Source organism: Bacteroides sp. L008, from assembly GCF_040812255.1.
In the GTDB taxonomy this organism is placed as follows: domain Bacteria; phylum Bacteroidota; class Bacteroidia; order Bacteroidales; family Bacteroidaceae; genus Bacteroides; species Bacteroides vicugnae.
Genome location: NZ_JBFNXO010000001.1, coordinates 5,076,415 through 5,089,509 on the forward strand (window position 1 = coordinate 5,076,415; position 13,095 = coordinate 5,089,509).

General features: G+C 37.9%; 12 protein-coding genes. 11 read left to right on the forward strand and 1 reads right to left on the reverse strand.

The features are described 5' to 3' along the window. Positions 1-90 precede the first annotated feature (90 nt). Positions 91-2,115 (forward strand): discoidin domain-containing protein, encoded by a 2,025-nt coding sequence (locus AB3G73_RS19485; RefSeq protein ID WP_367745396.1) that lies wholly within the window; start codon positions 91-93, stop codon positions 2,113-2,115. A 42-nt stretch (positions 2,116-2,157) separates the two neighbouring features. Continuing rightward, entirely contained in the window at positions 2,158-2,589 is a 432-nt protein-coding gene (locus tag AB3G73_RS19490) for a hypothetical protein (protein WP_367745397.1), read from the forward strand. A gap of 335 nt (positions 2,590-2,924) precedes the next feature. Here AB3G73_RS19490 and AB3G73_RS19495 read toward each other — a convergent pair whose 3' ends face one another. Then, a complete protein-coding gene (locus AB3G73_RS19495; protein WP_367745399.1) occupies positions 2,925-4,088 on the reverse strand; it encodes an IS4 family transposase in 1,164 nt (387 codons plus the stop codon). 138 nt (positions 4,089-4,226) lie between these two features. Between AB3G73_RS19495 and AB3G73_RS19500 the strand changes: the two genes are divergently transcribed. The 9 genes from AB3G73_RS19500 to AB3G73_RS19540 all read left to right on the forward strand — a co-directional run bounded on the left by AB3G73_RS19500 (position 4,227) and on the right by AB3G73_RS19540 (position 12,723). Beyond that, a complete protein-coding gene (locus AB3G73_RS19500) occupies positions 4,227-4,721 on the forward strand; it encodes a hypothetical protein (RefSeq protein WP_367745400.1) in 495 nt (164 codons plus the stop codon). Between the two features lie 7 nt (positions 4,722-4,728). Continuing rightward, positions 4,729-5,451: a hypothetical protein gene (locus AB3G73_RS19505; RefSeq protein ID WP_367745401.1), complete on the forward strand. Its 723-nt coding sequence runs from the start codon at positions 4,729-4,731 to the stop codon at positions 5,449-5,451. Positions 5,452-5,587: 136 nt separating this feature from the next. Beyond that, on the forward strand, positions 5,588-6,145 hold the full coding sequence (locus tag AB3G73_RS19510; RefSeq protein WP_367745402.1) for a hypothetical protein: 558 nt from the start codon (positions 5,588-5,590) through the stop codon (positions 6,143-6,145). Positions 6,146-6,197: 52 nt separating this feature from the next. Then, entirely contained in the window at positions 6,198-6,593 is a 396-nt protein-coding gene (locus AB3G73_RS19515) for a hypothetical protein (RefSeq protein WP_367745403.1), read from the forward strand. A gap of 333 nt (positions 6,594-6,926) precedes the next feature. Further along, on the forward strand, positions 6,927-7,229 hold the full coding sequence (locus AB3G73_RS19520; RefSeq protein ID WP_195354066.1) for a hypothetical protein: 303 nt from the start codon (positions 6,927-6,929) through the stop codon (positions 7,227-7,229). Between the two features lie 9 nt (positions 7,230-7,238). Next, positions 7,239-7,595, forward strand: coding sequence for a hypothetical protein (locus AB3G73_RS19525; RefSeq protein ID WP_367745404.1), 357 nt, complete (start codon positions 7,239-7,241; stop codon positions 7,593-7,595). Between the two features lie 13 nt (positions 7,596-7,608). Next, positions 7,609-9,177 (forward strand): O-antigen ligase family protein, encoded by a 1,569-nt coding sequence (locus tag AB3G73_RS19530; protein WP_367745405.1) that lies wholly within the window; start codon positions 7,609-7,611, stop codon positions 9,175-9,177. Positions 9,178-9,200: 23 nt separating this feature from the next. Then, positions 9,201-12,089 (forward strand): DUF1793 domain-containing protein, encoded by a 2,889-nt coding sequence (locus tag AB3G73_RS19535; protein ID WP_367745406.1) that lies wholly within the window; start codon positions 9,201-9,203, stop codon positions 12,087-12,089. Between the two features lie 199 nt (positions 12,090-12,288). Next, a complete protein-coding gene (locus tag AB3G73_RS19540) occupies positions 12,289-12,723 on the forward strand; it encodes a DUF1573 domain-containing protein (protein WP_143256877.1) in 435 nt (144 codons plus the stop codon). Positions 12,724-13,095: the final 372 nt, after the last annotated feature.

Here is a 13,095-nt window from a genome sequence, read left to right on the forward strand (position 1 = left end):
TCCGATAAATGCTTATATGACAGGGGCAGGAGTGTAACGCCCCCTTGAATGGCATTTGTTATGCTCGTATCTTTGTGTAAAAATAATATTATGAAAGCAATGACAAAGCTGATTCCTATTATTTTCCTTTCTGTTATTATAGGAGGCTCTCTTTTTTATTCTTGTTCACAAGAGAAGAAAGAGGAGATTGTTATTGTACTTCCATTGGAGGCAGCTCTGTCACAGGCTGGAGGAAATCGTGCTGAATTAGAAAAGGTATTGCATCGTTATCAATCCAATCCATCGGATAGCCTGAAATATAGGGCAGCTCGTTTCCTGATAGAGAATATGCCATCTTATACCTATTATAAAGGTAAGCTGCTGGAACAATACCTCACCTTCTTTACTCTCTTGCAAGAAGCGCGGAGTAAAAAGATATATCCACAAACAATGGTAGATTCTATCAGAAAGATGTATGGACCATTCTCTTTAGATTCTTTGCAATATTGCAAAGACGTTTTGACAGTCGATTCCGCTTATTTATGTAATAACATTGATTGGGCATTTAAAGTTTGGCAGGAACAGCCTTGGGGGAAGAATGTGTCTTTTGCTGATTTTTGCGAGTATATTCTTCCTTATCGTATTGGTGATGAAACATTAAGCTATTGGCGTGAGGATATTTATCGAAAGTATAATCCTTTGCTTGATTCGTTGCGTGCTTCCACAGTTCTTGATATAGAAGATCCTCTTGTTGCAGCCCGTTGTTTGTGCGATTCTCTTCGTAAACGTAGCCGCTTCTTTACAACTACGGTTCCGCAAGGACTTCCTCATGTAGGGCCGGAGATTGCACAAAGCGTTTCGGGCAGTTGTCGTGAACTTTCCGATTATGTCGTTTATGTTTGTCGTGCGTTGGGAATTCCTTGTGCCATAGATTTTATGCCTCTTCATGGAGGTGGAAATGATGGGCATCAGTGGGTGTCATTCGCAGATAAGTATGGTACGCTTTATTTTCAGGAATTTCCCGATAAGATAAAAGAAGTCCGTAAGGATAAGATGTGTGAAGCCTCGAAAATAAAGGTTTATCGGAATACGTTCAGTCTTAATCGTATTATGCAGGCAGAAATGCAACGCTTGGATACGGCTGTTGTTCCTTTCTTCCGAGATCCGCATATTGTTGATGTGACAGCCGATTACGCAAAGACCTACAAAAAGAAACTGGAGATTCCTGCATCTATGCTTTATGCAGGAAAGCCCCGTTCGCGTATCGCTTATCTATGTGGGAGTAGCCGCATGGATTGGGAGCCTGTGGCATGGGCGGAGTTTGATGGTAAACATCTTGTTTTCAGCGATGTCCAGATAGAACCCGTCATGCGGATAGCAACTTACGAACGGGGAAGACTTCGTTACTGGACTGATCCTTTTGAAATTACTGTTTCCGGTGAGTTTCATGTTTTTACTCCGTCAGATACTGTTCAGGATGTAACGCTGTTTGCTAAATATCCTTTGTGGCAAGATGAGAAGTACCAGAAACGTATGATAGGAGGTGTTTTTGAAGGAAGCAATGATCCGGATTTTCGTCAGAAAGAGGTACTTTTCCTGATAGAAAAGCAACCCGAACGGTTGCGGACAATGGCGTACTCCCGTTCTTTGACGCCTTGTCGGTATGTTCGCTATATAGGACCGGAAAAGGGGCATTGTAATGTGGCGGAAATAGAGTTTTATGAAGCGGGCGGACTGTTGCCATTAAGCGGTAGAATTATTGGTACTCCCGGTTGTTATCAACAGGATGGCTCGCACGAATATACAAATGCGTTCGACGGTAATACTGAAACGTCTTTTGATTATACGGAACCCTATGGTGGGTGGACAGGGTTAGATCTAGGCACGCCAAAGGTGATAGATAAGATAATTTATACGCCTGCCAACCGGGATAATTATGTTCGTTCGTTGGATGACTATGAATTGTCTTATTGTACAAAGAGAGGGTGGAGGACCTTAGGACAGCAAACGGCGATGTTAGATTCGTTGGTTTACAGGAGGGTTCCTAAAGGAGCATTGCTGCTGTTGCAGAATCATACACGCGGGAATCAGGAACGGATTTTTGTGTATGAGGATAGAAAGCAGGTGTGGAAGTAGTAAGTTACTTTACATATTTATTAATTTTAAAAGTACATTGTTATGAGAGAACGATTGGTTAAGAGAAATGTAAAACATAAAACATTACAACCGATTTATATGAAGAATTCTATTCAATGGTTTATTGGTGTATTCGTATTAATGGCATCTTTCATTGGCTGTCAGGCAACAAATGATGAAACAGGGAAAATTACTATCTCAGCGGAAGAAAGGAAGCTTAATCTACAGGCACCAAATGGAGAATACCTTGCAGGTGGTGATCTTGTTCGGTTGAAAGAAATGTTAGCTCCGTGTATTGGTACGATAGAGAAGGATAGTGTGGTCTACGATTTTGAAATCTTGAGTATTCAATATGATTCTTTGCATTATGGTTTCATTGCAGATATTGAATTTGTAACGAAAAGTGGTTATCACAATCATCTTATTATGGAGCATGATGGGAAAGAGGAATCGTTGAGTAATACGGATGATTAAGATGTAGGATATTATGATAGTTTCAATAATAAAGTAGGTGTTCATTTGTTTATAGAATGATTATGAGAAGAGAGTCTATATTAGCATTATTTTGTAAAATGAAGATAAAAAAGAAATGGCCTGATTATGACATCTCAAAAAAACAGTAAGAATATTGTTGCTGTAGAATCATGCACGAGGAAGGCAGAGACAGATATTTTTTTGTGACAATAAAAAGTTATTATGGAAATAGTATCTAAGGAGAAATGTGAATTGGTATTATATTCATGAGAAGTTAATCTTGGAATGTTATTTATTAAAATATATCACTAGTGTCCCATTAAAACTGGGACAAATTAAAAATTAAATAAATTTGGCCCACTTGGTCCGAATCGTTCTTTGTCATTTTGAAATTTAGTTTTATCAAAGAGGTCTCTCAGATGAGTTTTATCAGTCAATGAGATACTCAATATTTGTAGCACTTCGTATGTACTTCTATCTAGTTTCATATCGTGTTGAATGATTGCCACCAAACAGTAAGTACATATTGCAGCATATATCTGTATTCGAACAGCGTTCTCTGTAGTACCCCAAAATCTTTTAATTTTAAGATGCTGCTTGAGCCATTTGAAAAACAGCTCTACCTGCCAGCGATTTTTATAAAGTTCGGCAACTTGAAATGCAGATATATGCATCGCATTGGTTATGAATATGAACTCCCTTTTTTGTTCTTCATCCCAATATTTAACCAGTCTAATTGGCTCCGGATAATATTGTTTAGGATAGAATCCAGTCAGAAGTACACTTGCGTCTGAAAACACATTCTTAGGCAGCCTACGTTTCCATTTGATGGATTTGTACTGGAGATTCTTTTTTGCTCTGACAACGAAGTTGGCTTCAATCTGATGAATCTTATACAGCATCTTGAAGTTGTTATAACCGCGGTCAAAGATGTAATAAGAGCCTGGTTCATAAGGAACTTCAATCATCGCTTTAGAATCGTGTATGGATGCTTCCGTGATATGAAAGAATGCAGGGATCTGCGTTTCTACATCATATAATGTATGCACTTTGATACCACCTTTCTTCTTGCGGAATTTAGCCCACCAAAAGACTGAAAGACACAAGTCAACAGTTGTCGAATCGAAGGCATAAACGTTACCGCCAAGTTTGAAAATATGATTAACACGCTTTTGTCGTGCTTCACCAACCAAGTAGTAAGCGTATTCTTCAAAGATATGATAGTCTCTATCTTGATTTGCTCGTGCCAGCGATGACTTTGATACGTTTTTACCCATTCCTAAATGATAACATTTGGAATGATGGGCTTCAAGCGCAACTATTAAATCTCGCAGACTTTCACGATTAGAAAGTTGACCAAACATCAAAGCAAGTAGTTGATTCCAGCAAGTGAAGCGCTTCACATATTTGTCGCCATCATACTTGCGTACAATGTAGTTGAACTTATTCCTATCTAAGAATGACACTAGTTGAGCGAAAACGTATTTATCTTTATGCATTTGCAAATCTCCTTTTAGAGAGGCAAAGGTGCAAATCGAAATCCGTTTAATCGAAAAAACTCTGTAACTAACTAAATTTCAAATATTTCAAAGAACTATTTTAGGTTTTAATGGGACAGCAATGAAAATATATATCAAATGAAAAAAGAAGTAAGAAAAAACATTTGTATAAAAGTCTTCTTTATGGCTTTTATTTTGCCCTTTATTCAAAGTTGTACTACTGACAACAATGCGTTGACTAGTGAGAACATCTGTATGGCAATAATTACTGGTGTTGGAACTGCACCTCCTATACCGAAATTATCAGAGGATAGAGTTGTATTGATTGATTCTATAATAGAAACAAATGAAATTCAAGAATATGTTGAGACGTTGAAACGTTTAAAAAAGAAAGTAGAACCTTATACAATGAGTCTCGGTGAAGAAAAAATAAAAGAATTTAGAAAAAATATGCGAGATGAGATTTATACCAAAGCTTATTTAAAAAATATGCGAGCACAAATAGATATTGAGAATGAACTTCAAGATCTGAATAACTGTTGGGGTAAAATAATCGTAATGTCTAAGACATTAAACCTTTCAGTAGAAGAACAAGTCGCTTTATTTGCTAAAACATTACATCAGACTTATTAAAATGAATATGAAATTAAGAATGAAAATTAGTCTAACAGTTTTACTGTTGTTATTAACACTTTGTACAACTATTATTTATAGTTGTAGTTCTGAAGATTATGATTTTGTAGATAACTCAGAAGAACTAAAGGTAACTACGCGTAGCATACAAAGTAGGACAACTTTGGTTGAATCTATTGCAGAATCAGATGTGTATATGGATTTTATTATAAGCTGTGATTTGTTGACCGAGAAGATGGATAATTATAGGGCAACTTTAACTCAAGAGGAGTTAAATGAAATCTCGCATAATATGAATAATGTAGATTTTGTACTAAAACTTGTGGAAAAGGCTGATGTTCAGAATGAAATTAATCAAATTGTTGAGGCTCGAGAAAGATTGAACAAATCAACAAAATTTTCCCAGCTTAATAGTAAAGAAGTAGATATGTTATTCTATGATTATACAAAGCCAGCCAAACATGCTGTTATGTTGCTTAAAAAACGTGAGGAAAATACTAAAGAAGGTTGTTATGAAGCGTTGCTAAAAGAATTAGAAATGAGTTATAGTACATATTATGCAATGATGGCATTATGTGATAGTGAGCCCATACCAGCTCTCTGTCAAATGTCGGCGGAAACATTTTTGCAAAAAGCAAAAGAAATAGCAGCTGAAAATTATAAGAATTGTATGGATAAGGTTAGAGGAGTTTTTTATAAACTTGAAAGTAGATATGATGCTACTATTTAGATAATTGAATTGTTCCTCTGTATTTTTGCTAATTGTATCAATAATGAAACAATATGTAGTAGTTCTATACTCGTTTCTTTGCTCCTTTGCGTGTATTCACAATAAAGCCACTAACATAGTCTCTATTGAATCTGAAATGATTAACTTTTTTCGTTCTACATTGCAACGTAACTACGGCAGTTCTGACGGAAAAGCAGTAAAGTTGATAATGGATGCTCTTCTACATTATAAATTTCATTATATTATTGATGTGGATAAGGAGGCATTGAAAGCTGTTAATGGCAAACTTTATCTGGATTTATTTGGGAGCTATTTTGTAGAGACTAAAGAGCCTTCTATAGATTCACTTCATAAGAATTGGAAACGGTACGATCTTTATCATATCATTTGCGGCTATAAGTTCAAGAAACAACTTGATGGAGAAACTTATTATCGGAAGGAACTCTCTCAGGCTACATCTCCTTTATTTAAAGAAATATGCAATGCGTATGAAGCAACCGGTAGTTTACCTTTTACTGTCGTTTTGGGAAAGTTCCGAGCCAACAACCATCAATGTTTGGATGCTTTTGAAACGGATAGGGATGTTCAGATGCTTTTCGCTTTCTTCTTTTGGCGTTATTTATGTTATTGCGTGAATATTGATTTTATGACAGGAAAGAATAAAACGAAGTTATATATAGATATGAGAAGATAAGAAGTATAAGTTTAATTTCATCAATAGACGGTGATAAATCATTTTTTATAATATGAACAGACAGAAAATTTATTTGGCAATAGTCTTGGCATTGATATTCATGTCAAGTTGTGGCTCTTCTACTAAGTTAGCAAAGAATCATGATGAAATGAAGAGTGATCCAAGAATATGGGATTATCTTAACGTCAGTGATAGAGAACGTACATTGGTTGATTCTATTGTAGCATTGGATGAATATGCTGTATTTCTTGATTCATACAAAAAGTATCGGACAAAGAAGAATGCTATGCGTGAGGGCGAAGATGTGGAACAAACGAAAGAGTTTGCGGAATATTCGGCAGCGTGTTCTAAAATATTCAGGATTATTGATAAGTTGAAATTAAGTAAAGATGCGTCTATCGCTGTGTTTGAGAATGTGTATAGAGCTGCTAATAATAAATTGAATTAATAAAGAATATGATCCGGGAAGATAAAACGTCAACTAAAAAGATGCTGTCGACCAAGAATAACATTTATATAGGGTTGTGTATCTTATATATATTGTTATCAATGATAAACAGGAAATATCCAATAGGAGATGTAACGCTGAATATCGTTTATCTTTCAACTTGGTTTTTTCTTTTATTGTGGGAAGTTGTAGATGTACTCATAAATAAAAAGAAAGATTTTGGTTGCATAGTTATAATTTCGATGGTGCTGGTTGCGTCTATTGCAAATATGTTGAGGTGAGAAATCAAACGAATGAAGCAAACCTCTTGTATTCATCAACAACGGAAAAATTATGATAGGATATGAAATAGCTATTAATGATCAGTCACCTGTGGTTGTCACGTCACCTGACGTGGCATTCGTCATGGTGCATAGCAATTGCTCTTTCGGTGATAGTATTTATGTAGGAGGATCGGATACTTCGAGAAGAATCGCTTGGGTAGATGAAAAACTGAAAGTGGGTGATAGAGTCCGAATAAAGGTTGTTGAAGTGTCGGCGGTATCTCCTACTGTGAAGATGACCTATGATCGGGAAGAATTGAAGGCAAAATACGAACGACTCAAAGCCGAGCTTGAGGCAAAGGGACTTATATAGAATATTGATATGAAAGGACTTTTAGTAAAAAACAAAGATAAAATTAGCAAGGCTGGTATTCCTCAAAATGGAGTTGGTCTTGTTGCTAATATTACTTGGCATAGTGGTGCGTCTTGGAGCGTTGGTAGTTTGCGGGTGTCTGATGAGATGCATTTGGTATGGGACGGAGGACTATTGGAAGTCGGGGATGTGATAGAAGTGGAAGTAGCAGAATTTGATGAGGCTTCGGCGACTGTTTGGGAGGAAAAGCATTGTTGCCCGACACGAACGGCATCGAACGACACAGATAATCCGAAGGAATGGGAGCATAAACTGGATCTCTATCATCGATTGAAAAAGGTATTGGAGGATGAGAACTTGATTTAATACTAGGATAAAAATGATAAGACTCTTTCATATTTTGTTTGCCGCAGCATTTATAGGCAGTATGTTTGTATATTCCCACCAATTTACAGACGCATATATTGTGCCTAAATGGTGCTGCGTTTTGTTTGTGCTGTTATGGATGCTGGTGTGTGCTGCATTTTTGGCATTGCAGCGTAAATCCATAGTGGTGGATATGGCGATATGGGGGAGTATCATTGTTTCCAGTTGTTGGTTGCAGGCTGTTTATGGAATATTGCAATACGTAGGTTTGTTTCCTTCTCATGCAACCTTCCGTGTGACCGGTAGTTTTGATAATCCGGCAGGATTTGCAGCTTGTCTTTGTGCCGGATTGCCTTTTGTCGTTTTTTTGATCATACATAGAAATAAGTATATTCGATATGCTGGATGGCTGGCAGGGGGAGTGATGGTATTGGCAGTATTTTTATCTCATTCGCGATCCGGCATGGTAAGTGTCATTGCGGTATGTGTCATGTATTTGTGTGGAAGATTCGTTCATGGGAGATTGTGGAGATATTTATTATCGGTATCTATGATAGGATTGTTAATAATCGGCTCCTATTGGTTGAAAAAAGATTCGGCAGATGGTCGGTTGTTGATTTGGCGGTGTGGCTTGGAAATGGTGAAAGATGCTCCTTGGACGGGGCATGGCGTCGGAAGTTTCGAGGCTAAATATATGGACTATCAGGCGGATTATTTCAAAGAATATGGTTCGCAAAATCGCTATGCAATGTTAGCGGATAATGTAAAGCAGCCTTTTAATGAATATTTGGGAGTTCTGATTAATTTCGGTATTGTCGGATTGGCTTTGCTTTTGGGTATTGTGGGGGCACTTGTGTATTGTTATAGGCAAAATCCTACACAGGAAAAGAAAATAGCTCTTTATGCTTTGCTATCAATAGGCATATTCTCTTTCTTTTCCTATCCGTTTACGTATCCTTTTACGTGGATGGTGACATTTCTTGCCGTTCTCATGTTGACTGCTGATTATTTGAAGCGGATAAAGATAGGTACATGGGGCAGGAATATAATATATTCCGCAGCGTTGATGGGCTTCTTTTGGGGACAGGTTAGGCTGGGCGCACGTACACAGTCGGAACGCAGTTGGCAGGAGGCTTCGGAGTTAGCTTTTTGTCATTCGTATGATGAGGCGCTTCCGTACTATGTGAGTCTGAAACACCGATTCGAAGATAATCCTTATTTCCTGTATAATTATGCTGCTGTTCTTACGGAAATCAAGGAATATGAGAAAGCTTTGGAGGTGGCGTTGGAGTGCCGCAAGTATTGGGCGGATTATGATTTGGAATTGATGATAGGAGAGAATTATCAGGAACAAGAAGATTTTATTTCAGCAGAAAAATATTACAAGAATGCATCAATGATGTGTCCATCGAGATTTACTCCACTTTATCAACTATTTAAACTTTATAAGCAGTCTGGTGAAAACATACGAGCCTATGAAACGGCTGAAATGATTATAAATAAACCGGTAAAGATAAATTCCATGACAATACGTATGATGAAACGAGAGATGGAAAAAGAAATATTACAAATGAAAGGATGATTTGGTCACTAAAAAATGAAACAATGAAGAAACTATTGATTGCTTTACTAATATTGCTTTTGGCAGCCTGTTCGAAAAGTGTTCCCTATTCTGACGAAACCATTAAAAATGATCTGCGTGTGCCTGCTTATCCGTTACTGATGCTCCACCCGCATCTGCGTTTATGGTCGACAACAGATCAACTGACGGAGAAGAATATGATTTTTACTAATGGGAAAAATCTTCCTTTTGTCGGTTTCCTGCGGGTAGACGGTACGATGTATCGCTTTATGGGTAGTCGTGATCTGCCTATGCAAGCCATTGCAACAATGGCATACGATTATGAAAGTTGGGAAGGAAAGTTCACCTCTCTTAGACCGGATGAAGGTTGGGAGCAACCGGATTTTAATGATCAATATTGGCAGGTAAGTGAAGGTGCATTCGGTACACGCGACAGACGTGAAACGAGAACGCCGTGGCTTTCTACTGATATCTGGGTGCGGAGGGAAATCGTGGATATTGATCCATATTTGCTTGAGAACAAGAAAATTTATTTGCGTTATTCGTATGATGACATACTTCAATTATATATTAACGGAAAACTAGTCGTGAGTGCGGACCGCGCAGCGGCAAATTTAAAAGTCGAGTTGCCGGATTCTATCTTGAATACAATGAAGGAAGGGAAAGCCCTTATTGCAGCTCATTGTGAGAATAAAAAAGGTAGTGCATTGATTGATTTCGGCTTATTTGCAGAGGAACCGGGAATATTGGTAGAAGGCATAGCTCCTGTTTCTAATGAGAAGGAATGGATTGGGAAATATACAACGGAACAACCGGAAGAGGGTTGGGAAATGGCTGCTTTCAATGATAGCACATGGGCACAAGGAAGCGCTGCTTTTGGCACGGAAGGCGGACCGAGTGTTGGTACCCCCTGGAATACCAATAGGCTATGGATTAGGAGGGAAGTCTCATTCGATCCTTCTTTAGTGAAAAACAGACAACTTTTTGTGCGTTATTCGTATAATGACGGTATGCAGCTGCTTATTAATGGAAAGGAGCTTGTTCGTACAGGAACGAAGGCACGCAACGATGTGAAAGTGCAGATCCCGGATTCTATCTTGGAAACAATGAAAGATGGAAAAGCCTTGTTTGCTGCCCGTTGTGTGAATTGGGGAGGTACTTCCTTTGCAGATTTCGGGTTGTATGGTGAGCTAAAGGAAGCCGGGCAAAAATCAGTGGATGTGCAGGCTACCCAAACACATTATATTTTTGCTTGTGGAGATGTGGAATTGAAACTGACGTTTACGGCTCCTTATTTATTGGATGATTTGGAACTGTTAAGTCGCCCGGTCAATTATATTTCTTATCAGGCTAAGGCCTTGGACGGTAAGGAACATGATGTCGCTATTTATTTTGAAATGGATCCTCATAAAGCCTTTCGTGCCGGGCAGTCTACGGAAATGTATGAAAAAGACGGTTGGGTGATGATGAAGACCGGTCGGGAGAATCAGAAGTTATGGGTAGATAAGCTGAAAGATGCTCCGGCCTGGGGGTATTTCTATTTAGGGGCGAAAGAGAATGCTACTTATGCACAAGGGGACGCGGCAGAGATGCGGGCACACTTTATGAAAGAAGGTGATTTGAAAGAAATGCGTCGGTCGAATGAAAAACGTTATGCGGCTATAGCACAGAAGCTGGAAATGAATAGTGAGTTTCCCCAACATCTGATTGCGGCTTTCGATGGATTGTATACAATGGCTTATTTCGGTGAGGATCTACGGCCTTATTGGAATAAGGACGGAGATAAAACGATAGAAGGATTATATGAAGACGCGGAAAAAGTATATAAAGAAACAATGGCAAGGTGTTATGCTTTTGACAGGCAATTGATGGAAAATGCTTGCCGTGTCGGTGGTAAAGAGTACGCAGAACTATGTGCTTCGGCATATCGTCAGGCCGTTTCGTCTTTCCAGATGTCTAAGGATTCGAGTGATGAGTTGCTCTATTTTACTACGTTGGTGGGTTCACTGGATATTTATTATGCTGCTTCACCGCTATTTCTTTGTTATAATCCCGATCTGCTGAAAGCAATGTTGAATCCTTTCTTCTATTATAGTGAGAGTGGTAAATGGAATAAGCCTTTCCCGGCTCATGATTTGGGCGGTTATCCGTTTGTAAACGGACAAGCGAAAGGGGGAGATTTACCGGTTGAACATGCCGGAAATATGCTGATTATGGTGGCTGCTATGGCTAAAGCGGAAAAAGATGCATCATACGCAAAGGTTCATTGGGAGACTCTCTCCAAATGGGCGGGGTATTTGGTGGAGAACGGGGTTGATACCGGTAAACAGATTGATACCGATAGCTTTGCCGGCCGCTATTCTCATAATGCTAATTTGTCTGCCAAAGGAATTTTAGGTATTGCATCGTATGCTCTTCTGGCAAAAATGCTAGATAAACAGGAAGATGCTGAAAAATATTTGGCAGCAGCAAAAAGAATGGCCGAAGAATGGGAGAAGCAGGCTTCTGACGGGGACCATTATCGTTTGGCTTTTGACCAGATGGATAGCTGGGGGCAAAAATATAACTTGATTTGGGATAAACTCCTTGACCTTCATGTTTTTCCGGATAGAGTCGTAGAATTGGAGACTGCTTTTTATAGGACTAAATCGAATACTTACGGTTGTCCGTTGCATAGTAAAACTGATTATGCGAAAGCTGATTGGACTGTATGGACAGCTGCATTGCAGAATGACCGACTTATGTTTCGTGAGTTTATTCTTCCGCTTTACAATTATATGAATGAAAACAAATGGCGTGTACCAATGGCAGACACTTATAATGTTGTGAATCAGAAAACAAGAGGCGTATCATGGGGAAGACCGGTAACGGGTGCCTATTTCATAAAATTATTAGAGGCGGTTATTGAATGATGTTGATTTAATGTGTATCTGTGCAAAAAAATAGTGTGGTTGTCCTGATTCTATGCTTCGGATGTGCTTGATAAAGAAGAACCGATTGTAGCTATTGAAAAATTACTCTAGAGGAATATAAGAACGGATTTTTACATATGTAGATCAAATTCAAATTTGGAAATAATACTAATATATAACAGTTAATTAGATTTGTAAAATGAAGAAGACTATTGCTTTGATTTTTGTATCTTTATTTTTTCTATCTAGTTGTATAAATGATACAACAGGTAAAAAAGCTAACTTGCCAACCGAAAAATCCGTTATAGAAAATAGGAAAGCTTGCTTGGAAATTGTAAATAAGAAATATGATTTTGGAAAAATAAGCAAAAAAGAACATTCATATTTAGATGTTGAATTTGAGTTGAGGAATACGGGGAAAATTCCTTTAATAATATCAAAAGTTGACGTGTCTTGTGGGTGCTTGTCTGTCAATTACTCGAAAGAACCAATAAATCCTGGTAAAATAAGAAAACTGGCAGTACATATTGATACTAAAAATCAATATGGTATGTTTAATAAGGTCATTTTTATAAATTCCAATGCAGAGAATAACCTAGAGCTTATAAGGATAACAGGTGAAGTGGAAAAGTAAGTGGCATTTAAGGCGTCTAACTATATTGATATCAATGTGAAGTTAAATGACAAATTAATTGTTAAAGAGTAAATAAAGTTATATTTGCTAGAACCATTTGATGATATAATAAATAAACAAAAGTGAATATGGATCCTCCATGAATTAAGATAATTGCTAGAAACAGTGGATATTGGTTACCACTATGATATTGAAGTTACATTCTTGGTTGGAACATCCTAGGGTGAATATAAACTAATTTTATAGCTAAGTGCCAGATTGCACAAATAGGATTGTCTCTTATACACATATCCGAGCCCACGAGACGGCCATGAAACTCGTATGCCGTATTCAGCTTGTAATAAAAAAGCAGATACCGATAAGGCTAACTTG

Excerpts from the sequence above, each read along its gene's own strand:
- AB3G73_RS19505 (WP_367745401.1), top strand. The coding sequence starts at position 4,729 with ATGAAATTAAGAATGAAAATTAGTCTAACAGTTTTACTGTTGTTATTA.
- AB3G73_RS19535 (WP_367745406.1), top strand. The coding sequence starts at position 9,201 with ATGAAGAAACTATTGATTGCTTTACTAATATTGCTTTTGGCAGCCTGT.
- AB3G73_RS19495 (WP_367745399.1), bottom strand. The coding sequence starts at position 4,088 with ATGCATAAAGATAAATACGTTTTCGCTCAACTAGTGTCATTCTTAGAT.
- AB3G73_RS19525 (WP_367745404.1), top strand. The coding sequence starts at position 7,239 with ATGAAAGGACTTTTAGTAAAAAACAAAGATAAAATTAGCAAGGCTGGT.
- AB3G73_RS19520 (WP_195354066.1), top strand. The coding sequence starts at position 6,927 with ATGATAGGATATGAAATAGCTATTAATGATCAGTCACCTGTGGTTGTC.
- AB3G73_RS19515 (WP_367745403.1), top strand. The coding sequence starts at position 6,198 with ATGAACAGACAGAAAATTTATTTGGCAATAGTCTTGGCATTGATATTC.
- AB3G73_RS19510 (WP_367745402.1), top strand. The coding sequence starts at position 5,588 with ATGATTAACTTTTTTCGTTCTACATTGCAACGTAACTACGGCAGTTCT.
- AB3G73_RS19530 (WP_367745405.1), top strand. The coding sequence starts at position 7,609 with ATGATAAGACTCTTTCATATTTTGTTTGCCGCAGCATTTATAGGCAGT.
- AB3G73_RS19490 (WP_367745397.1), top strand. The coding sequence starts at position 2,158 with ATGAGAGAACGATTGGTTAAGAGAAATGTAAAACATAAAACATTACAA.
- AB3G73_RS19485 (WP_367745396.1), top strand. The coding sequence starts at position 91 with ATGAAAGCAATGACAAAGCTGATTCCTATTATTTTCCTTTCTGTTATT.
- AB3G73_RS19500 (WP_367745400.1), top strand. The coding sequence starts at position 4,227 with ATGAAAAAAGAAGTAAGAAAAAACATTTGTATAAAAGTCTTCTTTATG.
- AB3G73_RS19540 (WP_143256877.1), top strand. The coding sequence starts at position 12,289 with ATGAAGAAGACTATTGCTTTGATTTTTGTATCTTTATTTTTTCTATCT.